Source organism: Paludibacterium paludis (assembly GCF_018802605.1).
In the GTDB taxonomy this organism is placed as follows: Bacteria; Pseudomonadota; Gammaproteobacteria; order Burkholderiales; family Chromobacteriaceae; genus Paludibacterium; species Paludibacterium paludis.
Genome location: NZ_CP069161.1, coordinates 2,286,374 through 2,310,210, shown reverse-complemented (window position 1 = coordinate 2,310,210; position 23,837 = coordinate 2,286,374). Strand labels below are relative to the sequence as shown.

The 23,837-nt window shown below is 61.7% G+C and carries 27 protein-coding genes and 1 tRNA gene; 10 read left to right on the top strand and 18 right to left on the bottom strand.

The window, feature by feature from the left end:
* The first annotated feature begins 58 nt into the window (after positions 1-58).
* Both JNO50_RS10445 and JNO50_RS10440 read left to right on the top strand, forming a co-directional pair.
* Positions 59-523 (top strand): PEP-CTERM sorting domain-containing protein, encoded by a 465-nt coding sequence (locus tag JNO50_RS10445; protein ID WP_189533041.1) that lies wholly within the window; start codon positions 59-61, stop codon positions 521-523.
* A gap of 145 nt (positions 524-668) precedes the next feature.
* A complete protein-coding gene (locus JNO50_RS10440) occupies positions 669-2,123 on the top strand; it encodes a hypothetical protein (RefSeq protein ID WP_215796338.1) in 1,455 nt (484 codons plus the stop codon).
* Here the strand turns inward: JNO50_RS10440 and JNO50_RS19145 are convergent.
* The gene (locus tag JNO50_RS19145; RefSeq protein ID WP_215796337.1) at positions 2,120-3,553 is read right to left on the bottom strand and encodes a methyl-accepting chemotaxis protein; all 1,434 of its coding nucleotides are present in this window, start codon (positions 3,551-3,553) and stop codon (positions 2,120-2,122) included. The genes JNO50_RS10440 and JNO50_RS19145 overlap by 4 nt on opposite strands.
* A complete protein-coding gene (locus tag JNO50_RS10430) occupies positions 3,550-4,107 on the bottom strand; it encodes a PAS domain-containing protein (RefSeq protein ID WP_189533039.1) in 558 nt (185 codons plus the stop codon). The genes JNO50_RS19145 and JNO50_RS10430 overlap by 4 nt, the downstream gene beginning before the upstream one ends.
* Before the next feature lie 309 nt (positions 4,108-4,416).
* On the opposite strand from JNO50_RS10430, the gene JNO50_RS10425 reads away from it, so the two are divergent.
* Together JNO50_RS10425 and JNO50_RS10420 are read left to right on the top strand one after the other, a co-directional pair.
* Complete coding sequence (locus JNO50_RS10425) at positions 4,417-5,340, top strand: sensor histidine kinase (RefSeq protein ID WP_215796336.1); 924 nt, start codon at positions 4,417-4,419, stop codon at positions 5,338-5,340.
* On the top strand, positions 5,337-6,077 hold the full coding sequence (locus JNO50_RS10420; RefSeq protein WP_229804587.1) for a LytR/AlgR family response regulator transcription factor: 741 nt from the start codon (positions 5,337-5,339) through the stop codon (positions 6,075-6,077). Before JNO50_RS10425 ends, JNO50_RS10420 begins: the two co-directional genes overlap by 4 nt.
* Before the next feature lie 8 nt (positions 6,078-6,085).
* Here the strand turns inward: JNO50_RS10420 and JNO50_RS10415 are convergent, their stop codons facing one another.
* Both JNO50_RS10415 and JNO50_RS10410 read right to left on the bottom strand, forming a co-directional pair.
* Positions 6,086-6,910 carry a 5'-nucleotidase, lipoprotein e(P4) family gene (locus JNO50_RS10415; RefSeq protein WP_189533036.1) on the bottom strand — a complete coding sequence of 275 codons (825 nt, stop codon included), beginning with the start codon at positions 6,908-6,910 and terminating at the stop codon, positions 6,086-6,088.
* 93 nt (positions 6,911-7,003) lie between these two features.
* Positions 7,004-7,159 carry a hypothetical protein gene (locus tag JNO50_RS10410; protein ID WP_189533035.1) on the bottom strand — a complete coding sequence of 52 codons (156 nt, stop codon included), beginning with the start codon at positions 7,157-7,159 and terminating at the stop codon, positions 7,004-7,006.
* 225 nt (positions 7,160-7,384) lie between these two features.
* Here JNO50_RS10410 and JNO50_RS10405 point away from each other — a divergent pair, with 225 nt between their 5' ends.
* Complete coding sequence (locus JNO50_RS10405) at positions 7,385-8,650, top strand: Y-family DNA polymerase (protein WP_189533033.1); 1,266 nt, start codon at positions 7,385-7,387, stop codon at positions 8,648-8,650.
* Here JNO50_RS10405 and JNO50_RS10400 read toward each other — a convergent pair.
* The gene (locus tag JNO50_RS10400) at positions 8,611-9,564 is read right to left on the bottom strand and encodes an Hpt domain-containing protein (protein WP_189533031.1); all 954 of its coding nucleotides are present in this window, start codon (positions 9,562-9,564) and stop codon (positions 8,611-8,613) included. The two genes, JNO50_RS10405 and JNO50_RS10400, sit on opposite strands and share 40 nt — an antisense overlap.
* Positions 9,565-9,811: 247 nt before the next feature.
* Between JNO50_RS10400 and JNO50_RS10395 the strand changes: the two genes are divergently transcribed.
* Both JNO50_RS10395 and JNO50_RS10390 read left to right on the top strand, forming a co-directional pair.
* Positions 9,812-10,360: a GNAT family N-acetyltransferase gene (locus JNO50_RS10395; protein WP_189533029.1), complete on the top strand. Its 549-nt coding sequence runs from the start codon at positions 9,812-9,814 to the stop codon at positions 10,358-10,360.
* A gap of 69 nt (positions 10,361-10,429) precedes the next feature.
* Complete coding sequence (locus JNO50_RS10390; RefSeq protein WP_189533027.1) at positions 10,430-10,816, top strand: hypothetical protein; 387 nt, start codon at positions 10,430-10,432, stop codon at positions 10,814-10,816.
* A 210-nt stretch (positions 10,817-11,026) separates the two neighbouring features.
* On the opposite strand, the gene JNO50_RS10385 is transcribed toward JNO50_RS10390, so the two are convergent.
* From JNO50_RS10385 to JNO50_RS10350, 8 genes are all read right to left on the bottom strand, one after another.
* Positions 11,027-11,114 (bottom strand) — tRNA-Ser (locus tag JNO50_RS10385).
* 68 nt (positions 11,115-11,182) lie between these two features.
* Positions 11,183-12,844 carry a DNA repair protein RecN gene (gene recN / locus JNO50_RS10380; protein WP_189533025.1) on the bottom strand — a complete coding sequence of 554 codons (1,662 nt, stop codon included), beginning with the start codon at positions 12,842-12,844 and terminating at the stop codon, positions 11,183-11,185.
* Between the two features lie 21 nt (positions 12,845-12,865).
* Positions 12,866-13,741, bottom strand: a complete 876-nt coding sequence (locus JNO50_RS10375) for an NAD kinase (RefSeq protein WP_189533246.1) — start codon at positions 13,739-13,741, stop codon at positions 12,866-12,868.
* 10 nt (positions 13,742-13,751) lie between these two features.
* Complete coding sequence (locus JNO50_RS10370; protein ID WP_189533023.1) at positions 13,752-14,411, bottom strand: response regulator transcription factor; 660 nt, start codon at positions 14,409-14,411, stop codon at positions 13,752-13,754.
* Positions 14,408-16,699: an ATP-binding protein gene (locus JNO50_RS10365; RefSeq protein ID WP_189533021.1), complete on the bottom strand. Its 2,292-nt coding sequence runs from the start codon at positions 16,697-16,699 to the stop codon at positions 14,408-14,410. The genes JNO50_RS10370 and JNO50_RS10365 overlap by 4 nt, the downstream gene beginning before the upstream one ends.
* 13 nt (positions 16,700-16,712) lie before the next feature.
* The gene (locus JNO50_RS10360) at positions 16,713-17,678 is read right to left on the bottom strand and encodes a potassium channel family protein (RefSeq protein WP_189533020.1); all 966 of its coding nucleotides are present in this window, start codon (positions 17,676-17,678) and stop codon (positions 16,713-16,715) included.
* A 73-nt stretch (positions 17,679-17,751) separates the two neighbouring features.
* Positions 17,752-18,282, bottom strand: coding sequence for a peptide-methionine (S)-S-oxide reductase MsrA (msrA, locus tag JNO50_RS10355; RefSeq protein ID WP_189533018.1), 531 nt, complete (start codon positions 18,280-18,282; stop codon positions 17,752-17,754).
* 47 nt (positions 18,283-18,329) lie between these two features.
* Positions 18,330-18,548, bottom strand: coding sequence for a DUF1653 domain-containing protein (locus JNO50_RS10350; RefSeq protein WP_189533016.1), 219 nt, complete (start codon positions 18,546-18,548; stop codon positions 18,330-18,332).
* 80 nt (positions 18,549-18,628) lie between these two features.
* On the opposite strand from JNO50_RS10350, the gene JNO50_RS10345 reads away from it, so the two are divergent.
* Positions 18,629-19,576: a tRNA dihydrouridine synthase gene (locus JNO50_RS10345; protein WP_189533014.1), complete on the top strand. Its 948-nt coding sequence runs from the start codon at positions 18,629-18,631 to the stop codon at positions 19,574-19,576.
* 219 nt (positions 19,577-19,795) lie between these two features.
* The gene (locus JNO50_RS10340) at positions 19,796-20,581 is read left to right on the top strand and encodes a S1 family peptidase (RefSeq protein WP_189533012.1); all 786 of its coding nucleotides are present in this window, start codon (positions 19,796-19,798) and stop codon (positions 20,579-20,581) included.
* Positions 20,582-20,603: 22 nt separating this feature from the next.
* Here the strand turns inward: JNO50_RS10340 and JNO50_RS10335 are convergent, their stop codons facing one another.
* From JNO50_RS10335 to JNO50_RS10320, 4 genes are all read right to left on the bottom strand, one after another.
* Positions 20,604-21,116 carry a PEP-CTERM sorting domain-containing protein gene (locus JNO50_RS10335; protein WP_189533010.1) on the bottom strand — a complete coding sequence of 171 codons (513 nt, stop codon included), beginning with the start codon at positions 21,114-21,116 and terminating at the stop codon, positions 20,604-20,606.
* A gap of 200 nt (positions 21,117-21,316) precedes the next feature.
* The gene (locus JNO50_RS10330; RefSeq protein ID WP_215796335.1) at positions 21,317-21,841 is read right to left on the bottom strand and encodes a PEP-CTERM sorting domain-containing protein; all 525 of its coding nucleotides are present in this window, start codon (positions 21,839-21,841) and stop codon (positions 21,317-21,319) included.
* Positions 21,842-21,986: 145 nt separating this feature from the next.
* Positions 21,987-22,130 carry a hypothetical protein gene (locus JNO50_RS10325; RefSeq protein WP_189533006.1) on the bottom strand — a complete coding sequence of 48 codons (144 nt, stop codon included), beginning with the start codon at positions 22,128-22,130 and terminating at the stop codon, positions 21,987-21,989.
* An 11-nt stretch (positions 22,131-22,141) separates the two neighbouring features.
* Positions 22,142-22,720 carry a LexA family protein gene (locus JNO50_RS10320; protein WP_189533004.1) on the bottom strand — a complete coding sequence of 193 codons (579 nt, stop codon included), beginning with the start codon at positions 22,718-22,720 and terminating at the stop codon, positions 22,142-22,144.
* 277 nt (positions 22,721-22,997) lie between these two features.
* Here JNO50_RS10320 and JNO50_RS10315 point away from each other — a divergent pair, with 277 nt between their 5' ends.
* Positions 22,998-23,216, top strand: a complete 219-nt coding sequence (locus tag JNO50_RS10315; protein ID WP_189533002.1) for a hypothetical protein — start codon at positions 22,998-23,000, stop codon at positions 23,214-23,216.
* Positions 23,217-23,244: 28 nt separating this feature from the next.
* Here JNO50_RS10315 and JNO50_RS10310 read toward each other — a convergent pair whose 3' ends face one another.
* Positions 23,245-23,802 (bottom strand): thymidine kinase, encoded by a 558-nt coding sequence (locus JNO50_RS10310; RefSeq protein WP_189533000.1) that lies wholly within the window; start codon positions 23,800-23,802, stop codon positions 23,245-23,247.
* Between the last annotated feature and the right edge of the window lie 35 nt (positions 23,803-23,837).

Here is a 23,837-nt window from a genome sequence, read left to right as displayed (position 1 = left end):
GATAATGCCCGGTTGCAATGAAAGACACAGTGACGCAATGAACTTTTTACGATATGGAATGATCGCCATCCTGGCGGCGTTTTCCGCGTGCAGGGCGGCCGCCGCGGTGATCGACACACCGGTATACGCCAATGGCCAATGGCAGAGCTATCGGCTGCCGAACCAGCATGTTTCGCTGGACCGGGATGGTCGCTATGCCGTGCGGTTCGCGCTGACACCCGACACCGCCAGACAGGCATCGTTCACCTTTTTGACCCATGGACTCTGGAATGTGAACGATCGACGCTGGGAAACGCTGACGGTCGAGGATGCACCGAGCGGCAATGCCTATGAAAAGACGTTCTCCGTCCAGCTGGGCAAGGGCGATTATGATTTCGGACTGGACATGTACTCCACCGGCACCTGGTCCGGAACCTACCGCTTCAGCATCGACGCGGCTCCCGCCGTGCCGGAGCCCGAGAGCGTGGCGCTGATGGGGATGGGGCTGGCGGCCCTGGCGCTAAGGTGGCGCAAGAGGCGCTGATACGGCGAAAGCGAAAGGGGGCGAGTCCCCCTTTTTTCATTTGTGCGGATCACTTGCGTCGGGCGCGCTGTCGGGACGCGTTTTCTTGCATCGGCGCAATGACATTGGTGTAAATTGAGGGTTTCCCTTTTCTGGTGATGCGCCGATGTCACGCACTATGCCATTTTCGGTTGTTCTTGCCCTGATCGCCATGCCGGTCCATGCCGCTTGCACGCTCGATCCATCCATTGCTCCGGTGTACGAAGAGCAGCGGCTGGTCAACCGCTTGCCGGGCAATGATACCCCCTTCGCCAGACGCATCGTGCAGGCGGCGGGTTTCGAGGGGCGCATTACCGCCTTCGCCGACTCGCTGTGTCGTGATGGCTCAACCGCCATCGATTCGTTCGACAGCGCCCACCGGCATGTGGCGGCCACGGGCCGGGACTTGTGGCGCGCGGCTGTCGATCGCGCTCAGGGACGCGTGATCGCCGGCATGCTGCCGGCCAGCGATGACCGGCCGCTTTACTGGACGCGCCTGGCGATGACGCGGCTGCTGCGGCAATGGCGGACACCCTGGCTTAACGAAACGGAAAAAACCGCGCTGATCCGCGAGTTCGAGCGCGCGTCCCGAGGGCAGTACGACGTGACGCTGCCGCCTGGCCGCAAGATTCGCCGCATGATCGTCAGCGGGTTCGACCCGTTCGCGCTTGGCGAGCCGGGCGCCTCCGGCACGGCGATCCGCACCGGCAATCCGTCGGGCGCGTTGGCGCTGACGCTCGATGGCAGGGAGGTGCCGTTGCCGGACGGTTCCGTGCTGCGCATCGAAACCTATCTGTTGCCGGTGAGTTTCGCCCCGTTCGCCGACGGCGTGCAGGAAGACACGCTCGGCCCCTGGTTCCTCAAGGGACCTTCGCGTGTGGACGCCTCCCTGACGGTCAGCCAGGGAATCGGCTATCAATTCAATCTTGAAGCGTGGAATGGTCGCTACCATGGCGGAACCTTCCCCGGAAACGACGGCAAGACGGCATGCGCGCCCGATGGCGCCGGGCGGCCGCCAGGGCCGCAAGGGTGCGATATCACGCCGCCCGAGCGCTGGAGCGGGTTGCCCGCCGCGCCCTGGAAGGCGGACTCCCCGCCGCAGTTCACCGCCTCGACATTGCCTGTCGCGCGGATGCTCGCCGCCAATACCGGCGCGGGTATCCGGCGGCCTCCCGGCGATCTGGCGACCGGCGAGGGGGCGTTCGACGTGACATGGAATGTGAGCTACTCGGTATTCCCGGATTGTGAGCGGCCCGGTTTTGTTGTTCTCAATCGGGGTTTGGAGACCATGAACCGATTGCCGTCGGGTAAGCCGGTTGCGCCGCCCAAAGGCTCGTGCGCCCGGGAAGGCGGTGGCGGGAACTACCTGTCGAACGAAAGCGCGTATCGCAATACCTTGTTGCGCGATGCGATGAAATTGTCCATCCCGGCCGGTCATATTCACACCCCGGTCATGAACCGTTTCGCGCCGGGCGGCGACGGACGGATCAGCGACGAGGTTTTCGAGACCTACCGGGACGCCATCGTCCGCCAGGCGGAGCGGTTGGTGATGGAGGTGGGCAAAAGCCTTGCCGAACGTTAGTACTGGCCTTGCACCGCGACAAGACTGTCAAAGCAGCCGAGCAGGCGTTCGCTGTCGCTTTCCAGCTCCCGCATGCAGGCGATGATGCGCGTTTCGTCCGGCGACGCCGCATTGGCCGCTTCCAGCGCGGCGGTCATGCGCGCCGACACCGTGGCCATGGCCTTGTCCAGCTCTTTGCCGCCGTGCCCGTCCAGCGCCGTGCGCTCGGCCGCACCCCGCCAGTCTTGCACCAGACGTCGCACGTTCTGGTCCGGATCGCCTTCTTCGACGGCGTGATAGACCTGCTGCTTGTGCATGACGTGATCCACTTTGAGCAGCGAAGCGCGCGAACGGTCCCGCACCGACTCGACCCGGCTGAGCACTTGATCCGATTGTCCGGCGAGCGTTTCGAAACGTTCACGGAAAGCCTCGACCGACTGGCGCACCTCGCCGGCCACGGCCCGGGCTTCCTCGGAACGCCGCTCGATATCCGTGATACGCTCTGACAGGCGGTTCAGGACTTCCCGCACCCGTTGCGCCATTCCCTTGCTGCGCTCCGCCAGCTTGCGGACCTCGTCGGCGACAACGGCGAAGCCGCGGCCCTGTTCGCCGGCGCGCGCCGCTTCGATGGCGGCATTGAGCGCCAGCAGGTTGGTCTGGTCGGCGATATCGGAGATCGCGGTCAGTGATGTCTCGATGCCTTGCCACTCCGACGCCAGTGCGGAGCCGGCGGCATGCATGCTGACCACCGTGCCGGCGATGGTGTCCAGATGGCCGGACAGCTGCTCGGCGCTTTGCAGGCTTTGCCGCGCCCCGCTGGCGTTGTCCCGGGTGATCCCGGCCACGTCCTCCATCGCATCGCGGATCGTTCCCAGGTCGGCCTGATTGCCCGCGAGGTTCTGGCGCAGGTTGGGGTTGTTCAGCGCCGCCAATTGAGAGGCGAGACGGTTGCGCCGCACGAATCCGTCGTTGTCGGCCATGGCCTGAATGGCGATGTCCAGATTCCCCATGGAATCGGCGAAAACGCCAGGAAGGCCGCCATCGAGCGGGCGGCGGCGGAAGTCGCCGGAGGACACCCGTTCAAAGCAGGTGTTCACTTCCTTGAAGTACGTTTCGATCAGATCCAGAAAGTCATTCAGTTGCCACGCGACAAGACCGATTTCCCCCAGGTTGCGGGTACGGGTGGCCCGGTGGTGCAGCTCGCCCCGGCATGCGTGCCCCAGTTGCTCGTGCAGCGTCGCGAGTACGTTGAACGCGGTGCGGCTGCGCAGCCAGATCGCGACCGACAGGGCCAGGCCCGACGCGAAACAGGCGATCCCGGCGCCGATGCGCCAGGAAGCGGGAAGAAGGAAGACGCTAAAGGCGGACAGCAGAACCAGGACGTTGAAAGCGACCAACATATGGCCCAGACGATCGCGCAAGAAAGGCGCACGGCGGCGTGAAATGGTCATGGTAAGGTCTTCGCGGCGGTGGAGGTGTCGGAAAGCAGGCGGAGAATGAAGGTTTCGTAGTCGAGCCCCTGCCCGGCGAGGTGCGCGGCGAGCCAGTCGGCCGAGGCATCGGGCGCCCGGGCTTTGCCCGCGGACGCTTCCACCTCGAGCATGCGGGCATATAGCGAGGACAGGGTGTCGATCGCCTGGCGCGACGGACGGCGGCGCACCGAATAATAGCCTTGCAGTTGTCCGGCGCTGTCGAAGTCCGGGGTGACATTGGCCATGACCCAGTAGTAGTCGCCATGCTTGGTGGTGTTCTTGACAACGCCGAAGAACTCGCCGCCGCCCTGCAGGGTTTTCCACATCAGCCGGAAAACCCCGCGCGGCATGTCGGCATGCCGGATCAGATTGTGTGGCCGACCCAGCAGCTCGTGTTCCGCATAGCCCGCGATGCGCATGAACACGCGGTTGGCATAGGTGATGTGACCGGTCGGATCGGTTTTGCTGACGATCAGTTCGTCGGGGTTGAGCTGGATCTCTTTCCCCCGCCGACCAGAGGCCTCCGCTTTCATGTCGGTTCCCGTTTTCATTGGAAAAGCGCAATAGTAGAAGACTTTCCCTAAAGAAAAAGATCTACCTACAAGTAATATTTGATCCTGATCCAATATGGGTGAAATATTTTTCCCGGCACACGCGGCAAATGAAAATACGTTGAAATTTTGTGGTGTCTAATGCAGTTTAAATGGCCGGTCGGCGCAGTCATGACCGCTGGCGGTGCTATCCCGCCGTTCGCCGCCCAAAACCCGCGTTTCGTCGCAAAGACGGCGCAGAGTATGGCGCAGACCTTTACACTGGAAGCACTTCATACAGGGAGACTCACCATGCTTCACGGCAATACGGGTGGACGCGGATGGAACGCCTTTCGGGATGTCGGCGCGGCATTGCGCGAACTGGGCTGGGAGCTGGCCGACTGGTTGGCGCGGGTATCCTGGCCCAGGCTGCTGCTGGCGACGCTGGGGTTGATGATCATCGGCGGGATCATGAATATTCCCGAACTGGTGCTGCTCGCCTCGCTCTTGCTGATGGTGGTCAAGATACTCGCCGGGGGCAAACGCGAAGCGGAGCTTGACGCTTCCGCCTCGCGGCGCCGCGCTGACGTGGCGACGCTGGAGCGGCGTCTGGCCGAAGCGCGCATCGAGGCGCTGCAAGCGCAGATCGAGCCGCATTTCCTGTTCAATACCTTGTCCTCGATCAGCCAACTGATCGAATCGGATCCGTCGCGAGCCGCGTCGATGCAGCGCAATCTGATCGATTACCTGCGTTCGGCCTTGCCGCATATGCGCGAATCGCGCGAGTCGACGCTCGGTTCGCAAATGACCCTGTCCAGGGCCTATCTGGACATCATGAAGGAGCGAATGGGGGAACGGCTCTCCGTGCGCTGTGAGATGGACGATGCGCTGGCCGATGCCGCCTTCCCGCCGATGATGCTGCAAACCCTGGTGGAAAACGCCATCCGCCATGGCCTGGAACCCAAGGAAGAGGGCGGTTGCATCGTTCTGGGCGCGGCGCTGTTCCGCGACCGGCTCGATGTGTCGGTGCGCGACGACGGAGTGGGGTTCAGCCCTTCCGCGGGGCGTGGCGTGGGGCTGGCCAATATCCGCGACCGCCTGGAGCTGCTTTACGGGACCCGGGCCAGGCTGACGATCGAGATGCAGGAAGACACCGGCGGCACACGCGTTACGATCAGCCTTCCGTACCGGAAATCCGCCGTGGTCGAGCCGCCGGTGGGGAGTGTGGCGGCGTGAGAGCCCTGATCGCCGATGACGAGCCGCTGATGCGGGCCCAACTGAAAGACGCGCTCGGCCGGGTGTGGCCATCCCTCGAGATCGCCGCCGAGGCCGCCAGCGGAACGCAGGCGCTGGCGCGTTTCGAAGAGGCGCTGCCGGATGTCGCGTTTCTTGACATCCGCATGCCCGGTCCCGGCGGCATCGAGGTGGCGGCGGCTTTGCACGGCCGCTGCCATGTGGTGTTCGTGACCGCCTATGACCAGTTCGCCATTCAGGCTTTCGAGCGCAATGCGGTCGATTACCTGCTCAAGCCAGTCGGGTTCGAACGGCTGGAGGTGACGCGGCGGCGCCTCGAAGCGCTCGCCATGCCGCGTCGCGATGAGGCCCTGCTTCGGCTTGCCGCCGAACTGGCCGGCATGGCGCCCAAACGGGAAACCTTGCGCTGGTTGCAGGCCAGCGTCGGCACGAGCTTGCGCATGATCGCGGTGGACGAGGTCCTGTCCATCGAAGCCGACGACAAATACACGGTCGTGCAGTCATCCCAGGGCGAGGCGCTGTTGCGCATGCCTTTGCGGCAACTGGCCGAACAACTCGATCCCGGACAGTTCTGGCAGATCCACCGCTCCACGCTGGTGCGTGTCGGGGCGATTGACCGCGTGGACAAGGCGCGAGACGGTCGCCTGTTCGTGGTGCTCAAGGATGGCCGGCGTCTGGAGGTCAGCCGCAGCTACGCGCACCGCTTCCGCAAGATGTGAACCCTCGTTTACTGGCGCCGCCACGGCTCCAGCGCCCGGTAAAGCGCCTCTGTGTCGCGGTACGGGCCGCGCCATGATCCGTACACCGGGTTGGGCAGCGCGAACCAGACCGTTCCGAATCTTTCGGCGTGCCGTGCCGGGTCGAACCGCGCCCGCGTCACGAAATCCTCCAGATCGTCGCCAAGCAGCATGGCGATCCGGTGGCGCCCCGCGACTTCGCGGCGGCGTGCCGATTTGTTGCTGTCGTCGCGTCCGCGCCGTTCGTTGCGCAGCAGCACGTCGTCGTCGCCCGGCCGGTAGCCCAGCACGGTTTCCAGATTGTCGAGGGTCGCGGCCTTCTGCGGGCAGTCCAGAGCGCGGCCTTCGCTGTCGTAGCGCCCGTCGGCGCGGCATTCGCGATTGGAGATGAAAATCACCGTGAACTTCATGTCGCGCGCGGCGCGAATGAACTCGGCGGCGCCGTCGATTCCACCGGCCTTGCGCGCCAGCACCCAGTTCTCCCAGCTCGAGGCTGTCCAGGCCTCGCCGTTGGCGGCCTGGGCGGCGTTGTAGGGCATGTTGTTCAGCACGGTTTCATCGATATCGAGCACGATGGCCGGTTTTCCGGGCAGGTCGGGACGGTTTTCCTGTTCCAGCGCGGCGCCGGTTCCGGCCTTGCGCGCCGCCGGCAGCGCGGCCGTCGCGGCCCGGTAGACGGTGCGGGTGACCGCGCTCATTTCCGCCGAACGCTGCATCCAGACCGTCGCGGCCAGGTTTTCCCGCTGGGCGATGGGCGCCTGGGCGGCGGCGAGAATGGGGACGATGAGCAAACTGACAGGGGTAAAGCGCAGCATGACCGACTCCGGAATGAGGAAAACCGGAGAATTGTGCGATGAAAACGCCATGGTGGCTACTGCTCCGGCAGCCAGCCGCGCGGGTGCCGCTGCTCAGGGCAACCGGAAATAGCCGATGCTGTGGTTCAGCGTATCGGAAACCCTATCCAGGTTGTCGGTGCTGTCCTGCAATTGCCGGCCGGCGTTGGCATTTTTCATGCGGTTGGGCGAGTCGGGTATCGCCATTCCGATGCCGCTCTGGTTATCCATGACGGGTACCGTTGCCTGACCGGGGAAGCGGCGTGCCAGGGCGAACTCCTTCGTCTCTCTCCCTTCTGGCGCAACCGCATGACACGATTTGCGGTCCGCCGCAGCCTTGGATTGTGAGGAGAGTGGGGCTGTCTGTCTGGCAATGGATTTTGAATTCGTACATAATCAAAATATGTAGCCCGTTGCGGCCTTTGTTTTTCGTCTCGCGATTTTCCGGAGTCTGCCATGCCAACGTTCGCCCTTGTCGACGGCAACACGTTTTACGCCAGCTGCGAAAGGTTGTTTCGTCCCGATCTCGCCGGTAAGCCTATTGTCGTGCTCAGTAACAACGATGGTTGCGTGGTGGCCCGTTCGCCGGAAGCCAAGGCCCTGGGCATCAAGGGGTTCGTGCCTTACTTCGAAGTACGGTCGTTGTGCCGGCATCATGGTGTGGCGGTGTTTTCCAGTAATTACGAGCTGTATGGAGACATGTCGGGGCGGATGATGAGAGTGCTCGCCGAATGGGGCGTGGCGCAGGAGGTATATTCGATTGACGAGTGTTTTCTCCGGCTGGATGGTATTCCCGATCCGGCGGGCCACGCCTCGCGCATCCGTGCCGATGTGGCGCGACGCCTCGGTTTGCCGGCCTGCGTCGGCGTCGGACGGAGTAAAACGCTCGCCAAGCTCGCCAACCGGCTGGCCAAGGACCGGCCGGAACTGGGCGGCGTGTTCGTCTGGGACGATACCGACACGACCCGCCGCCGGCAACTGATGGCTTCGCTCGATGTGGGGTGCGTGTGGGGAGTGGGGCGGCGCTTGCGGGAAAACCTGCGCCGTCTTGGCATCGCCACGGCGCTGGGGCTCGCCGAGGCGGATGCCCGCCGGTTGCGCCGGCAATTCGGGGTTACGCTGGAGCGGACCGTGGCGGAACTGAACGGCGAGTCCTGTCTGGAATTCGAGGATGTCGCCGCCGACAAGCGGCAGATCCTCGCCTCCCGGTCATTCGAACACAGGGTGCCGGATTTGCCGACGCTGGCGGCCGCGGTGACGTATCACACGGCGAACGCCGCGCGCAAATTGCGCGATCAGGTCAGCGTCGCCGGCATGGTCGGAGTTCTTCTGCACACCGACCGGTTCCGCGCGGACCTCGAGCAGCAGCATGGATGGCATGTCGTCTCCCTGTCTTTGCCGGTATCCGATACCCTGGCGTTGACCCGCGCGGCGCTGGATGGGCTGTCCCGGCTCTACCGGGAGGGTCTGGCCTACAAGAAAACCGGGGTGGCGCTATTGGACATCGAGCCCGCGTCGCGCGTTCAGCCCGATCTGTTCACCGCGGCGCCTGACCCGCGGCGCGACAGCCTGATGTCGGCGCTTGACGGTATCAATGACCGCTTTGGCCGGGGAACGGTTAAGCTCGCGTCGCAAAACATCAGCCAGCGCTGGCTCATGCGCCGGGCGGCCTGTTCACCGCGCTACACCACGCGGATCGACGAATTGCCGACAGCGGGGTGAGCGGACGAGGCCCGGTCTTCTCTGGCCAGTCCGGCACGGGCCGAGGCCCATAATGAAGTGAAGCCGGGAAAATCCAGGGTGTGTATCGCCCGGTCCAGGCGCGCGAGTTCGGATGGGCGCAGGGTCGCCTCGAGTTCGCGCCTGAGCGACCGGTACAGATCGCAGGCGGCAAGATCGTGCCGGGCCGCCATTGCCTGCAGACGCTCGCAAGGCATGTCGGTGCCCCGGACTCGCTCCTGTATCCTGCTCTCCCTGGCCAGCCAGTGTCCGATCGCGGGAACGATGGCGGCCATTTCCTCTTCCAATCGGAACAGGCCGGCTTCCACGTTTTCGTGCTTGCCCTCGCGCAGCGCTACCTCGACCTCGATGGTCATCTCGGCGAAGCGGCGTGCGCCGAGCGAGCCGACGCCGCCGCGCGCTTTGTGCAGCAGATGCCGGAGCAGTCCGGTTTCACCCGGGCGCCAGGCGCGCCGCATTTCGGCGATCATGGCCGGCCCGTCTTCGGCAAGGCGGGCCAGCATGACGGCGATCGCCGCCCGATAGTCGTTCTGATCCGGCAGCCATGCGAGCAGCGAGTCGATGTCGATGACACTTTGGGTGTCATGGGAACAGGAGGAAGCCAAGTGCGGCACGAGATCCGTCAGAGCCGTGGCGATATCGCCCGTCGTGGGGGCAAGGCAAGTTGCGCCCAGTTCGAGAAAGCCGGCGAGTACCGTTTGGTCCGGTGTGTGGACAATCACGAGCGAGGGGCGTTCTTTGCGTGCGAGTGCCAGTCCTTCTTCCGGTGTGCGCGCGAATCGCACGGTGGCCAACCCTTCGAATCGCTGATGGATCGCGAGCGCGGCGTCGGCGGCTCCTATGACGAGAACCGAAGTGGGGTCGGGGGCATGGCTCGTCTCGGAGGTAGGGGGCATGCGGTATCCTTGGGCGTTTGTCCGGATCGCCGCTGCAGCTTGACAGGTGCGCGGCGCCGGCGAAAAGCGGTGGCGTGATCGTATTACACGACTCTTGATGTCTGATATTTTAATTGAAATGTTATATATACAACCACAATTTTAGCTGATTTGCTTTTTTGTGGCGGATAAACCACCCTGTTGTTGTGGGTTTATGTCATTTGATTTAATCTTGATCTTCCTGACGGGGGTGGCAAAGAGGTGGCAGGTGATCGACGACGAATGGGTATGCACAGGGGAGCGGGTGGCGCTGGTATTGCCCGATGCAAGCCTCGCCCCGGCGGTTCGGGAGGCGTTGCAAGGCAGTTATGCCGAGCATCGGGCATTTTTGTTCTGGGTGAAGTCCGAGTGGAGTCTTGACGAGGTCGTGAAGAGTCTTGTCTGCGCGAGGGAGAACACGCTCTCGGAGAACGGGGAGCTGCGCTTTTATGTCATCGACAAAGATGACCGCAGCGTGGTCGGTTGCATCGGCGCCGTGATCACGAATTTGTCCATTCCTTATTTCGAAATCGGTTACTGGGCCAATACAGCAAAAACCGGCCGCGGCTATATGACCGAGTCGGTCAAGCTGCTGGTGTCTTTCCTGAAGCGCAATTATGCGCCGCTCCGGATTGAAATCACCATGGCCAAACGCAATGAACGCTCCTTCCACGTCGCCAGGCGCGCCGGCTTTGTTCAGGAGGCGCTGCTGAAGCATCACCGGGTTCTGCCGGATGGGCGGGTCGACGATACCGTGCTGATGGTGTATCCAGGGTGAGTCGCCAGGCAACCGCTCTGTGTGTTGAGGCTGTTTCGTGTAAATAACCTACAGTGCCATGCTTAACGAATGGAATGGTGTCTTCTTATTCTCCTGGCGGTTCCGATTGTGATATCGATGGCAAGTCCTTTGAAATATCGCATCACAATAATTAATTGTGGTGAAGATGCTCCTTATTCCTCAACTGAACCGACGCCCATTGCCGATGATGAACCATTGCAAGTCGGTCGCGATTTCTTTGAAAAATTGGCTCCCGATGCCCAAGCGACCCTTTTTCGAGTTGTCTCTCAAAGCCATTTTCACCTGATCAACGCGGCGATCGAGCGCAATGATCAGAAAAAAGCTCATGAGTTGATCGCTTCTTTGAAGAGTCAATTTCCAGAGTGGGCGATTGAGGGGATGGGCGCGGTGGAAGACAGGCTTCGCAGGATGAGCGATGTTCCGGATCGTAAATAAGAGTGAGTTCTTACGGTTTGCTGGCGTGAATTGAATACGCCACCGAAGGGAGTGGCTGGTCGTACTATATAAACTCAAGTCATACCATATGCCGTACCATATAGGTCTCACGTCTCATGATCGCTGATGAGCGTAAATGAAAAAGCCGCCACGCCCAGCAAGGTTTTGCGGAAACCTGGTTGCTGAGGATGACGGCTTTTTACTGGTGTTTGGCGGAAGAGGTGGGATTCGAACCCACGAATGGTCGCCCATTGCCGGTTTTCAAGACCGGTGCATTCAACCGCTCTGCCACTCTTCCGGTTTTCCCGGAGCGATTGCTTGCGGGAAGAACGGCATTGTACTGTGAAGCGCCCGGTTTGCCTAGTGTCAGGCGTTCAGTTCCAGCATCTCCGACGCGTGCCGCCGCGTGGTCTCGGTGATGTCAGCGCCGCCCAGCATGCGGGCGATCTCCTCGACGCGCTCTTCGTTGTCCAGCGGACGGATGCGGCTGACCACCCGGTTCCGTTCGGTGGTTTTGCTGACCTGCCAGTGGGTTGTGCCGCACGAGGCGACCTGGGGAAGGTGGGTGATGCACACCACTTGGTAGCGCTCGCCCAGTTGCCGCAGCAGCTTGCCGACCACTTCGGCCACCCGGCCGCCGATGCCGACATCGACCTCATCGAAAATCAGCGTCGGCACGCTGGCCACCTGACTGATCACCACCTGCATGGCCAGGCTGATGCGCGAAAGTTCTCCTCCGGACGCCACTTTGGCCAGTGGCCGGAAGCTGGTGCCGGCATTGGCGGCAACGAGGTATTCGACCGATTCCATGCCGTGCGCCGACGGTTCGGACAGCGGAGCGAGCTCGATGGCGAAGCGGGCGCCATCCATGGCCATGTGCTGCATTTCATCGCTGATTCTTGCCGACAGTTCGCTCGCCGCCTGGCGGCGTTTGGCGGACAGCGCCTCGGCCAGCGACCGGTAGCGCGACAGGCTCGCGGCTTCCGCGACGGAGAGGGTCTCGGGATCCGCGGCCGCTTCCAGCGCCTCGAGCTGGCCTTGCCAGTCGGCGAGTTTCTCCGGCAGATCCTGGGGTTGAACGCGGTACTTGCGCGCCGCGCTCATCAGCGCATCGATGCGCTGTTCGGTGCGGGCCAGCTCTTGCGGGTCCTCGTCGATCGCGCTGGCGTAATCGCGCAGGCCGTACACTACCTCGCGCAATTCCGCGTCCACCGAATCGAGCAGCGACAATGTGTCCGAGAGGCGGGGGTCGAGGCTGGCCAGCTTGCTCAGTTTCGACTGCACAGTCGCGAGAACGGACAGGCAGTTGCCGTCCATCTCCGATAGCGCATCAACGGCAAGCTGTGCGGTTTGCGCAAGCTCGGTGGCGTTCGCCAGCCGCGAGTGCGATTGATTCAGGGCATTCCATTCGTCCGGAACCAGCGCAAGCTCGGTCAGCTCGTTGATTTGCCAAGCCAGCCGCTCGCGCTCCAGTTCCGATTCGCGCGAGCGTTTTTCCGCGTCCTCGCGGGTGCGGCGCGCCTGCTGCCATTCCTGGTGACTGTGCGCCACGTCGCGCGCCAGCGCGTCGGAACCCGCGTAGGCATCGAGCAGGTTGCGCTGGGCGTCCGCGCGCACCAGCGACTGATGGGCGTGCTGGCCGTGGATGTCGACGAGGAACTCCCCGAGCTGCTTCAGTTGGGTGAGGGTGGCGGGCGTTCCGTTGATAAAGCTGCGGGAGCGCCCGTTGCGATCCAGCACGCGGCGGATCAGCACGGCGCTGTCGTCCGAGGGCAGCGCATTTTGCTCCAGCCAGGCGCCGACTTCAGGGCGGCCCGTGAAGTCGAACAGCGCGCTCATTTCCGCCTTGTCCTGTCCCTCCCTGACCAGGGCGCCGTCGGCCCGGTCGCCAAGCAGCAGGGCCAGCGCGTCCAGCATGATCGATTTGCCCGCGCCGGTTTCGCCGGTGAGCACGGTGAAACCTTCGGCGAACTCGAGCGTAAGATCATCGACGATGACAAAATCGCGAACGGAAAGCGAAAGCAGCATGATGGTCCGTTTCGGGAAGGGTTAGAGAAGGCGCTCGCCCCAGTGCAACTTGTGGCGGAGCATGTCGTAGTAGTTGTACCCCACCGGGTGAAGGATGCGCAACGGGTTACGGTACCGGCGGATATGCACACGATCCATCTCCATCAGATCGCAATGCGACTGCCCATCGAAATGAACCCGCGCATCCAGTCCGCGGGTGAGCATGACTTCGACTTCGCAGGAATCGTTGACGGCGATGGGCCGGTTGCTCATCGACTGCGGGCAAATCGGCACCAGGCCGATGGCCTGCAGCGTCGGGTGAAGGATGGGGCCGCCGGAGGCCAGCGAATAGGCCGTGGAACCGGTGGGCGTAGTGACGATCAGACCGTCCGAGCGCTGGCTGTAGACGAACTGGTTGTCGATGAATACTTCGAATTCGATCATCGAGCCGACCGAACCGCGGCTGAAAACCACGTCGTTGAGGGCCAGCGCGTTCGCCACCTCGGCGTCTTCCCGCAGCACGGCAGCCTGCAGCAGGATGCGTTCCTCGGGCACGTACTCGCCGGACAGGATGGCATCGACGCTGTCGAGCATTTCGTGCAGCGGAATGTCCGTCATGAAGCCGAGGCGCCCCTGGTTGATGCCGATCAGCGGCACCCGGAACGGTGCGAGCAAGCGGGCGATCGACAACATCGTGCCGTCGCCGCCCAGGACGATGACCACATCGGCCTGTTTGCCGATATCGTATCGCTCGATCAGGGGGTGGGGGCCGGCTTCTTCCGGCGTGGCGCTTTCCTTGTCGACCAGCACGGCAAAGCCGCGCCCGGCAAGATGGTCCGCCAGAAGGCGCAGCGACGCCACAATGGCGGGTTTGCTATGGCGGGCGACCAGCCCGACCTGTTTGAACGGAGTTTCCATGGCCGGCATTTTACTGTTCATTGTCCGGGTTGTCTGCGCGATCCCGCTTCATGCCGGTGGCTTCCAGCGCCTTCAGATAGAAGCGGATCAGGTCGGCCAGCGAGTCGACCCCCAGTTTGCTGAACAGGTTGGCTCGGTGCACTTCGACCGTGCGCGGTGAAAGATCCAGTTCGCGGGCGATCTCCTTGCTCGACAAGCCATCCGCCACGAGCTCCAGCACTTCGCGTTCGCGGCCGCTGATGCGGGCAAGACGTGTGGTGACTTCCTGGGTTTCGACTTCGTGGCAATGCTGCTGGATGCTGATGCGGATGGCTTTTCGGAGGCTTTCCACCAGGCTGTCGCGATTGACCGGCTTGGTCAGAAAATCGATGGCGCCGTTTTTGAAGGCGCGGCTGCATTGCTCGACATCGCCGTGTCCGGTCACAAAAATCAGCGGAATGGTGATGCCGCGCTGGCGCAGGGTGTCCTGCAGGGCCAGTCCGGTGATTTGCGGCATGCGGATGTCCAGCACGACACAGCCGATTTCGCCTTCCTGATAGTTGTCGAGGAACTCCTGGGCGGAGGCGAAGCTCAGCACCCGCATTCCCTGGGCGCGGATGAGCAGGGCCAGCGAATCCCGGACGGCGGGATCGTCGTCGACGATGAATACGGTCGGGGTCATGGTGATCATGACGATTCAACTCCGGCTTGTTGCACAAACGTACGGGCATCCAGCGGCGGCAGTTCGACAATGAATTCCGCGCCTCCTCCCGTCTTGTTTCTGGCGGTCAGTTGACCGCCGATGCTTTCAATGATGGTCTGGCAAATGGTCAGGCCAAGACCCATCCCTTTCTGTTTCGTGCTGAAAAACGGCTCGAAGATTCTTTCCAGCGTGGCGTCGGGAATCCCCGGGCCATTGTCGCTCACCGAGATGCGGATGCGATCGGCGAAATAGCTTGTTTCGACAATCAGACGGCCCCATGGGCGGACACTTTGCATGGCATCGATCGCATTGCGGATCAGGTTGAGTACCACTTGCTCAAGATGGATAGAGTCGGCGTAGGCCAGCGGCAAGTTGGGCTCAGGTCTGTATTCTAAGTGAATCTCGCTGTCCAGTACCTCGTGTTCGGTCAAGGTCAGTGCATTGAGCACGGCGTGATTCACATCGACCGGGGCGCAGTCCTGATTGCGCTTGGACACGAAGTCCCGCAGGCGCAGAACGATCTTGCCGGCGCGTTCGGCCTGGCTGACCGCGGACTGGATGGCCTGGCGTATCATTTCCAGATCCGGGTCGTCGTCTTCGAGTAAGGAGAGCGAAGCCTGGCAATAACTCATGATGGCCGACAAGGGCTGGTTGATTTCATGGGCAATCCCGGACGTCATTTCTCCCATCGAGTTGATCCGTGCAACGCGCGCGAGCTCTTTTTCGTGAAGGCGCAACCGATCCTCGCTCGCCTCGAGCGCCTCGAGCATGCGGCGCCGAACCGGCGCCGTGTCGCGGAAGGTCAGCACGGCGCCCTGTAGCGAGCCGGAGCGATCGAATAGGGGCGATACGGTTCCCTCGATAAGCAGTTTGTCGCCGGACGGCCGGATCAGGTAACTGTTTTCGGCAAGTTCGACGACTGTACGGCGCTGCAGACACTCCAGAAAAGGATCGGCCATGGCCTGACGGGCGAACTCGTAGCGCAGCTGAAGCAGTTCCTGCAAGGGGCGCCCCCGCGCGGTTTCCGGCTTGATGCTCAGCAGCCTTGCCGCGGTCGGATTCAGATATTGAACGATCCGCTGCGTATCGAACGTAATGACCGCGTCGGAAATCGCCTGCAGTGTCACCATGGCGTTCTCCCGCTCCCGGTGCAACCGTTCGCTGGCATGCTCATGGTGCAGGCGCGCACGGCGTCGCATGCCGAGCATCAGCAAGACCATCATGCTGGGCAGGGCCCCCAGCAGAAGGCAAAGCAGCAATGTCGGCGTCGGCAGTATGCGGAATCCCAACTGCGTGCCGAGTTTGAGCTGGTATGGAAAAATCGCTGAAGCGACCGGCAGGGTCACGCTCAACTGCGGGAACAGCAGTCTCTCGACAGGCGACGGCGCCGCGCGGGGGGGCAAATGGAGCAGTATCGGCTGGAAATGTCCCGCCGCGCCTTCGTTCCTTTCGAGTGTGACGTCCAGATCGTCGGGCAGCGCTTCCGCGCCAAGGAGTTTGCTCGTGCGCACGACCAGCGTCAGGGCGCCGATCGCCTCTTCGCTGCGGATGAGCGAGCTGTTGCCGGGGGGCGTCGTGCGGTATATGGCGCGCACGAACGCCATTCCCGGAGTGCCGTCCGCCAGTTCGAAAGACGGGGTGATTTCGGTCGCGGTGCTGGCAATGGCGCGCTGTATGCTGCTTCCGACCAGCGAGTCGTTCAGCAGGTCGATTCCGAGCACATGCGTCGCGCTGACGGGCAAGGAGGGCTCTGCGGAAATCCAGGGCAGGTAACGGGCGCGGCGCGGCGCATGGCTCCATTGCAGCCGGCTGTGCCAGTCCTTGCCGTTGCTGTGCTGATAATCCCGTATGGAAAACCCCTTGATCCGGGCCGATTGCGCGGCTTCGAAAGCGGGCCGCTCCTCGTCGCGAACCAGAGGCTGGTAGCCCATGATGTAGACGAACTCGTAACGCTTCGCCGTTTCGCTGGCATAACCGGTAAAGCGGGATTCCGGGGAGTGCCGGTTGCCATTGACGATATCGGCCAGACCCAGCAAAACCTGTTCGGTTGTTTTCAGGTGCTGTTCGAGGCTTTGCCTGAGGCGAAGCGCGTCGTCGTTGAACCGGTTTTCCTCGTGCTCGATGGCGATGCTCAGGCTTAACAGCATGCTCAGGCCGCCGATGGCAAGCCAGGTGAGTCCCGCGGCCACCCACTCGAACGCCGTGGCCTCCCGCAGCGTGTCGAGCATTGCGCGCAGCCCGGGGCGCACCGCCGGCGCATTTTTCAGGAGCGACATGAACCGTGCCCGTTCATTTGAAATTGTTGATGACCATGATGGCTGTGCCGTCCCTGAGCATGGCATCCGGCGAGGGGTTGAATTCGATCTCCCCGCCCGGATGCTCAAGGGCGATGACGAGCATGCGCCGGTCCTTGTGATGGACAAAATCCGCCAGGCGCCGCCCCTCCCAGGCCGGGCCGGCATTCAGGAGCTCCGCGCGGAACGTGTTCGGGTAGCGCGAGTGCAAATGCTCGAAGAAGTGCAGCGTTTCCGGCCGTACCACCATATTGGCAAGGTTGGTGCCGCCAAGCCGGGACGGAATCACGACCTTGTCGGCCCCAACCGCAAGGAGCTTGTTGCGGGAGCTTTCCGTCTCCGCCTTGGAAACAATGAGCAGCTCGCGATTCAGATTGCGCGCCGTCACGACCACGAAGGCGTTGTCGGCGTCCGAGGTCAGGCAGGTCACCACCGCGCGGGCCTTGCCGACCCCCGCCGCCAGCAGGTTTTCATCATCGGTGGCGTCCCCGACAATATAGGGAATGTCGCGGCCTTCGAGCATCAGCGCATTGGTTTCCTCTCTTTCGATGACGACGACAGCCTGTCCGGACTGCGCGAGCTCTTCCAGCGCGTACTGTCCGGTGCGGCTCAGCCCGCAGACGATGATGTGGTCCGACATGCGGGCGATGATTTTTTCCATTTTTCTGCGCTTCAGATAGTTGGGAAGATCGCCCTGAAAGAGCATCAGGGTCAGGGAGGAAATGCCATAGCCGACCACACCGGTGCCGAATACGATCAGCGCGATGGTGAATACCCGGCCGAAGTTTGAGAGGTTGTGGGTTTCGCCGTAACCGATGGTCGCCAGCGTGATGACCGTCATGTAAAGGCTGTCGAGCAATGACCATCCTTCGATGATCATGTACCCCATGGTTCCCGCCGTGACGACAAGACCGATCAGGCTGGACAGGAACAGCAGTTTTCTGGCGAAGGACTTGCGCATCGAGCCCGGGTCTGTGGGGGGGTTATTGCGATCCCGGTATTATAAACAGGCTTGGCGCAGAATAGTATGAACTTTAACTTTTGAGTTTGTTCTGGAATATTTCCAGGAATTTGCGCACTTTTGGCGCAATCACGATACGGCAATAGGGCGCGGAACCATGGCGTTCGAAATAATCCTGGTGCTCTTCCTCCGCCGGGTAGAACGATCCGGCCGGGGAAATCTGGGTCACGATCGGCGCATCGAAAATCTTTTTCGCCTCGAGCTGCGCGACGTAGTGCCTGGCTTCGGCTTCCTGGGCGGCATCGGTGGTGAAAATGGAGGAGCGGTATTGGGTACCGGTATCATAGCCTTGACGGTTCAGCGTGGTGGGGTCATGAATGGCAAAAAAAATCTCCAGCAAGTCGGCATACCGTATCTGTGAAGGATCATACATTATCTCGACCACTTCGGCGTGCCCGGTCAATCCCTCGCAAACGGAACGGTAATCCGGATCGGTGGCATGGCCCCCCGTGTAGCCGGACACGACGCTTTCCACTCCCTTCAGGCGCCTGAATATCGTGTCGAGGCACCAGAAACATCCCCCGCCAAGAATGGCCTTTTCCATGTTTCGATCATCCGTCTTGCGTTGCGACTATTCAAGTATAGTGATGCTCAGAAGGCTTTGACCAGTGCAAAGCGGGGCTGGGCTTCCCCTTCGTGAATGACGGATTCCTGAAACATTTCAGCTGGGCGGACCCACAGGCCGTAATCGCCGTAGAGGGCCCGGTACACGACCAGCGGATCGCCGGTTTCCGAATGTCGTGCTACGCCACAAACTTCGTACAGATTGCCCTTGTAGTGGCGGTAGATGCCGGGAACGGGGGTGTGCATGAGAAAGTCGCTTTCAAAGTAATGATAAAAAGGACACGGCAAGGCAGTATAATCGCCAATTTTTTGCGAGTTCTCCGATCATGAAGCTGGTACTGGCGCCCATGGAGGGGTTGGTCGACGACATCATGCGCGACATTCTCACCCGGGTCGGGGGAATCGATCTGTGTGTGACCGAGTTCGTGCGTGTCACGAGCCACCTGCATTCCCCCCGCACCTTTCACCGCCTGGCGCCGGAATTGCGCCACGGCGCCCGAACCCGGGCCGGCACGCCGCTTCGCGTCCAGCTTCTCGGCTCGGACCCCATGTGCCTTGCCGAGAATGCCGAACTGGCCGCAAGGCTCGGCGCGCGGGGTGTCGATCTGAATTTCGGGTGCCCGGCGCCCACGGTGAACCGTCATCGCGGCGGCGCCATTTTGCTGACCGAACCGCCATTGTTGCATGAAATCGTCAGCGCGGTGCGGCGCGCGGTGCCCGCCGATGTTCCCGTTACCGCGAAAATGCGGTTGGGGTATGAAGACAAGACACAGGCGCTGGACTGTGCGCGTGCGATCGCCGAAGCGGGGGCGAATGAGTTGACCGTCCATGGGCGAACCAAGGTCGAGGGTTACCGGCCTCCGGCGCACTGGGACTGGATCGCGCGAATCCGCGAAGCGGTGACGATTCCCGTTGTCGCCAACGGAGAGGTGTGGACCCTTGATGACTACCGGGCGATACGGAGAGAGAGCGGATGCGAAACAGTCATGATCGGCCGCGGGCTGGTCGCCTGCCCGGATCTGGCCATGCGGATCAAGCGCGCTCGGACGGGGCTTGACGAGGAGCCCATGGACTGGCATGAAATGATGCCGTGGGTGCGGGATTTTTACGGGCAGTGCATGGCTCGAGGAGGGGTGTCGCGCTATCCCGCGTCGCGCCTGAAACAATGGCTCGGGCAACTCAAGCGCACTTGGCCCGAGGCGGGCGAATGGTTCGAACGGGTTCGCCGGGAAGAGGATCCGCTGCGCATCGAGGCCTTGCTGTCCGAACGATAAGTATATTTACGTATTTATGCTTTTAAGATAATCATATAAAATAGCCTAATGTCCTAGTTGTTTGTCAACAAGGCATGGTGCGATCGGCGCGTCGCCGATCGTTCACTTCCCCGATTTGATTTGAGCCCTCCCTGCGGAGGGTTTTTTTTATTCGCCGATCCCGTTTCGGGAGCGGCGCGCCGCTCCGCCTTGTCCGAAAGACGAGAGGCCGCCACAGTGGTGAAAACAACGGCGGAGAAGGGGGCGATGCTGGGACTGGTGGATCGTTTGCGGCACACCACCGTGCGGCTGGAGTGCCGGAAGACGTCGGGCGAGTGTGTGACGGGCACCGCGTTCTTCTTTACCTACCGGTGGGAAGACGGGCAGGTCGCGCCGATGGTCGTGACCTGCTCCCACGTCATTCGCGACGCCTGTCAGGGCGCGTTTGTGCTGACTCGGGCCGACGAGCAGGGTGATCCGCTGACGGGATGGTGCGAACGGGTCGTATTCGATCGGTTCGCTTCTTTCTGGCGGCCTCACGCTTGTTTCGATATCTCTATCATGCCGTTTGCGCCGATCCTGCAATATGCGGCCGGACACGGACTGCGGTTTTATACCCCGGCTTTCGAAGAGAATAACCTGCCGACGCCTCCCATTCTGGCGGCCCTGACAGGACTCGAGAGCGTGCTGATGCCGGGGTATCCGGACGGAATCTGGGACGAAATGAACAACCTTCCCGTGTTGCGGCGCGGTTTCGCCGCGACCAGCCCGAACCGGAACTATGCGGGCCGCCCCGATTTCCTGATCGATTGCGCGTGTTTCCCCGGGGCGAGCGGTAGTCCGGTGGTGATGGTGGGGGAGCCGGCGGGCGCGGGGCCGGAAGGCGTCACCCTGCTCGGGGTGTTGTACGCCGGGATGCTTCATCCGCTGGATGAGTCATGCCCGGCGCGTGCCATTCCGAACAACCTTGGCCTGGTGCTCAAATCCGAGTCGCTGCAGACGTTCAAGGCGTTGATCCGGCCTTAGGGCTAAAACGCACTGGGCTGGCTTAGCGCGGTTTTCGGTGGCGCAGCAGAATGACCGACAGTCCGATACCCATCAGCACGTAGGTTTCGGGCTCGGGGACGGCGGGGGTATGCAGGCCTGCGCTGACGTTGATCGTGCCTTTCCAGAGATCCTGATTGGTGAAGGCCAGGTAATAGCTGTAGATGCCCGGTTGCAAATCGAGGGTGAATGTCCGGTGGTAGCGGCTGCTGCCCAGGTCGAAATTCGTATAGGAGGCAAAACCTCCGGTGTAGAGCGAGGTGATGCTGTTGTGCAATAAATCGATGGCGGACGACTCATACCCCTTCTTTGGTGTCAGATCGAAGGTGATGTCGTACTTGCCCGTATGCGTTACCTCAAAGAGGGTCTTGCTCCAGAACGGAAACAATTCCGCGGAACTCCATGCCCCCCAGGATTTGATGGACTCGTTGACAATCGGCTGAACGGTGAGTTTTGCCGAGGCCAGGGCGGGGGCGATCAGAAAGGCGATGACAGCAAGAGCGCGGGCAAGTTTCATGGTTTGTCCTTTATGGCGAGGTCTTGCGGTAAAGAAGGAGATTATTTTCCATTTTGAATACGCATTTGTAATGCGTAGAAACACTGAGTGTGGTGAAAAGGCGGAGGGAGGGGACGGGTGCCGGCTTTGGCGTGGATGGGATAAAAACGATATCGCCCCGGGCGTGGCCGGGGCGATGAGGATTGCGGTCTGCGGGAAAATCAGCGCATGGCGTTCTTGCGGGTCTGACGGCGACGCAGCAGCACGGCGGCCATCCCCAGTCCCATCAGGGCGTAGGTTTCCGGTTCCGGCACCGCGGCGGTCGGCGTGAGCGAGACGTTCAGCGCGCCCTTCCACGGTGTGGCGTTGGTGAAGGCCAGGTAGAAGCTGTACTTGCCGGGCGTCAGGTCCACGGTGAACGTTTGGTGGTAAAGGCTGCTGCCCACATTGGCGTTGGCCAGGTTGCCGATGACGCCGCCGGTCAGCGAGCTGAGGGTGTTCTGCAAGGACGCGATCAGCGAGTTCTCGGAGCCTTTCTTCGGCGTCAGATCGAACGAAATGTCGTACTTGCCGGCCGTGGTGACGGAGAACTGGGTCTTTTTCCAGTAAGGCGTGAGCTGATTGCTGCTCCATGCGCCATTGGACTTGATCTCGGCATTCAGGATCGGGACGACGGTCGCCTTGGCGAACGACAGGCACGACACGGAAGCGAGGATCAGTGCGGCGACGATACGGACAAATTTCATGGAACTCCCTTTCTGTTTGTCCTGCATTCAGGGGACAAACATCTGCTCTGGACTATCTTGATTGCGAAGGAATTTTCTCACAAAACACCCGTTTGCGCATTACGTAGATTCACTAAAGGTTGTGATGAATGATCTCGAGTCCGGTTTAAACAAACTGTACGGGAACGAAGTAATCGCGCCCCGGCCGCGAAACCAGGACCTTCGGCTGGCCTTCGATGACGACGCGGAACGCCCGCGGCAGCCGGCGCCAATCGGAGAATTTCATTTTGATCAGGGTGTCGGTGTTCATCTGGCGGCTCCTCAGTCAACGGTATGAATGACGCGCGTCACGACGCCCCATATCAGGAAGCTGGAGTCGGGCGGCACATCGATCGGAGAATATTCGGGGTTTTCGGGCAGAAGCCTGACACGGTCGCCCGTGACATCCAGGCGCTTGACGGTGACGTCGCCATCCAGCACAGCCACGACGACCTTGCCGGATTTGGGTTCGATGGAACGGTCGACCAGCAGCAGGTCGCCATCCTGGATGCCCGCGTCGCGCATGGACTGGCCGCGCACGGTGACCATGAACGTGCTGTCGGGGCGGGCGACCAGGTGCTCGTTCAGGTCGATATCCGCTTCTTTCATGTCGTCGCCGGCGACCGGAGCGCCGGCGGGCACCCGGCTGGCGAACAATGGCAGCGACATCGCGTCAAGATCCCTGCCCAGGGTGCGCACATCGCCGATATCGCCGCCGCGAGCCGAGCGCAGGATGCGGTACTCGCCAAGCCAGGCCTCGAGCACCGGTTTCAAGGGTTCGGGGATGCGTATCGCCACTGTCTTGTCGCCGCCATACGCCGATTTGCGTCCGGCGCCGGCGCGTTTTCCGCCTTGGGTCATGATTCCGCTGGTTTCCGATTTGATTTTTTGATTTTGTACTTAATCAAATGTAATGGCAAGAAAAAGGAAGGGAAAGTGAGTCATCGCTGCAACATGCCGCTTTCGGGTTCGCTACCGGCAATCCCGGCGTGTTGCTCTTGAGATGACGCAAACCGGCGGGGAAAACGGTAGGATTTGGGTTGACGCTGGGGCCATGCCCTATACAATACAAATCATGTCTTTGGCAAAGGAACCGGCGCAGCCCACCACATGCGCCGGCATGAATCAAGGCCCGAACATGGCAAGCAAAGCCCCTTTTCTTATCTGCCCCCACTGCTGCTCGACGGATATCGATGCTCCCGCCGCGCCGGGGGAATCCGATATTCTGGTGTGCCGCCACTGCGGCTACCAGGTCAGCTACGGTGTGATGCGCTCGCAGGTGCGGCGCGCGCTGGAAGGCGCGCTCGGCATGATCCGCGAGCAGGTCGCCCACAAGGTTCCGCAACTGTTCCAGTAATATGACGTGGCGGCGTCTGCCGCCTCCATCATTCCCCACGGTAAAAGCATTTGGCGCAGACCGCCCTGTAGCGGGCCTCTCCGCCGATTTCCACTTGCGGCCCCTCGTTCACACGCCTGCCGCTGTCGTCCGTGCGGATATGCATGGTCGCTTTGCGCCCACACGGGCAGATCGTCTTGATTTCCTCGACGTCCTCGGCCAGCGACAGCAGCCATGCCGCTCCCGGGAACGGCTCCCCCCGAAAATCCGACCTCAGTCCGAAGCAGATCACCGGAATATTGTCCAAGTGGGCGATGCGATGCAGCTGCCGTACCTGCTCGGGCGTCAGAAATTGCGCCTCGTCGATCAGAATGCAGGCGATTCCGGCATGCCTGTCCGCTTCGAAGCGGGTGTCGGCGCTGAATGTCAGCGCCGCGCGCTGAATGTTCAGCCGCGAGGTGATCACACCCTCGCCGTACCGGTTGTCGATTTGCGCCGTGTACAGCGCGACCTGTTTACCCATGCTCTCGTAGTTATTGGCGATTTGCAGCAGCTGCGTGCTTTTGCCGCTGTTCATGGCAGCGTATCGGTAAAACAGTTTGGCCATTTGACGTTTTCTGATAGACGGTATCGCGATGGCGG

What these genes read in the sequence shown, in the direction of transcription:
- JNO50_RS10445 (WP_189533041.1), top strand. Translation starts at nt 59, where the DNA reads ATGATCGCCATCCTGGCGGCGTTTTCCGCGTGCAGGGCGGCCGCCGCG.
- JNO50_RS10440 (WP_215796338.1), top strand. Translation starts at nt 669, where the DNA reads ATGTCACGCACTATGCCATTTTCGGTTGTTCTTGCCCTGATCGCCATG.
- JNO50_RS19145 (WP_215796337.1), bottom strand. Translation starts at nt 3,553, where the DNA reads ATGACCATTTCACGCCGCCGTGCGCCTTTCTTGCGCGATCGTCTGGGC.
- JNO50_RS10430 (WP_189533039.1), bottom strand. Translation starts at nt 4,107, where the DNA reads ATGAAAGCGGAGGCCTCTGGTCGGCGGGGGAAAGAGATCCAGCTCAAC.
- JNO50_RS10425 (WP_215796336.1), top strand. Translation starts at nt 4,417, where the DNA reads ATGCTTCACGGCAATACGGGTGGACGCGGATGGAACGCCTTTCGGGAT.
- JNO50_RS10415 (WP_189533036.1), bottom strand. Translation starts at nt 6,910, where the DNA reads ATGCTGCGCTTTACCCCTGTCAGTTTGCTCATCGTCCCCATTCTCGCC.
- JNO50_RS10410 (WP_189533035.1), bottom strand. Translation starts at nt 7,159, where the DNA reads ATGGATAACCAGAGCGGCATCGGAATGGCGATACCCGACTCGCCCAAC.
- JNO50_RS10405 (WP_189533033.1), top strand. Translation starts at nt 7,385, where the DNA reads ATGCCAACGTTCGCCCTTGTCGACGGCAACACGTTTTACGCCAGCTGC.
- JNO50_RS10400 (WP_189533031.1), bottom strand. Translation starts at nt 9,564, where the DNA reads ATGCCCCCTACCTCCGAGACGAGCCATGCCCCCGACCCCACTTCGGTT.
- JNO50_RS10390 (WP_189533027.1), top strand. Translation starts at nt 10,430, where the DNA reads ATGGAATGGTGTCTTCTTATTCTCCTGGCGGTTCCGATTGTGATATCG.
- recN (WP_189533025.1), bottom strand. Translation starts at nt 12,844, where the DNA reads ATGCTGCTTTCGCTTTCCGTTCGCGATTTTGTCATCGTCGATGATCTT.
- JNO50_RS10375 (WP_189533246.1), bottom strand. Translation starts at nt 13,741, where the DNA reads ATGGAAACTCCGTTCAAACAGGTCGGGCTGGTCGCCCGCCATAGCAAA.
- JNO50_RS10370 (WP_189533023.1), bottom strand. Translation starts at nt 14,411, where the DNA reads ATGATCACCATGACCCCGACCGTATTCATCGTCGACGACGATCCCGCC.
- JNO50_RS10365 (WP_189533021.1), bottom strand. Translation starts at nt 16,699, where the DNA reads ATGTCGCTCCTGAAAAATGCGCCGGCGGTGCGCCCCGGGCTGCGCGCA.
- JNO50_RS10360 (WP_189533020.1), bottom strand. Translation starts at nt 17,678, where the DNA reads ATGCGCAAGTCCTTCGCCAGAAAACTGCTGTTCCTGTCCAGCCTGATC.
- msrA (WP_189533018.1), bottom strand. Translation starts at nt 18,282, where the DNA reads ATGGAAAAGGCCATTCTTGGCGGGGGATGTTTCTGGTGCCTCGACACG.
- JNO50_RS10350 (WP_189533016.1), bottom strand. Translation starts at nt 18,548, where the DNA reads ATGCACACCCCCGTTCCCGGCATCTACCGCCACTACAAGGGCAATCTG.
- JNO50_RS10345 (WP_189533014.1), top strand. Translation starts at nt 18,629, where the DNA reads ATGAAGCTGGTACTGGCGCCCATGGAGGGGTTGGTCGACGACATCATG.
- JNO50_RS10335 (WP_189533010.1), bottom strand. Translation starts at nt 21,116, where the DNA reads ATGAAACTTGCCCGCGCTCTTGCTGTCATCGCCTTTCTGATCGCCCCC.
- JNO50_RS10330 (WP_215796335.1), bottom strand. Translation starts at nt 21,841, where the DNA reads ATGAAATTTGTCCGTATCGTCGCCGCACTGATCCTCGCTTCCGTGTCG.
- JNO50_RS10325 (WP_189533006.1), bottom strand. Translation starts at nt 22,130, where the DNA reads ATGAACACCGACACCCTGATCAAAATGAAATTCTCCGATTGGCGCCGG.
- JNO50_RS10320 (WP_189533004.1), bottom strand. Translation starts at nt 22,720, where the DNA reads ATGACCCAAGGCGGAAAACGCGCCGGCGCCGGACGCAAATCGGCGTAT.
- JNO50_RS10315 (WP_189533002.1), top strand. Translation starts at nt 22,998, where the DNA reads ATGGCAAGCAAAGCCCCTTTTCTTATCTGCCCCCACTGCTGCTCGACG.
- JNO50_RS10310 (WP_189533000.1), bottom strand. Translation starts at nt 23,802, where the DNA reads ATGGCCAAACTGTTTTACCGATACGCTGCCATGAACAGCGGCAAAAGC.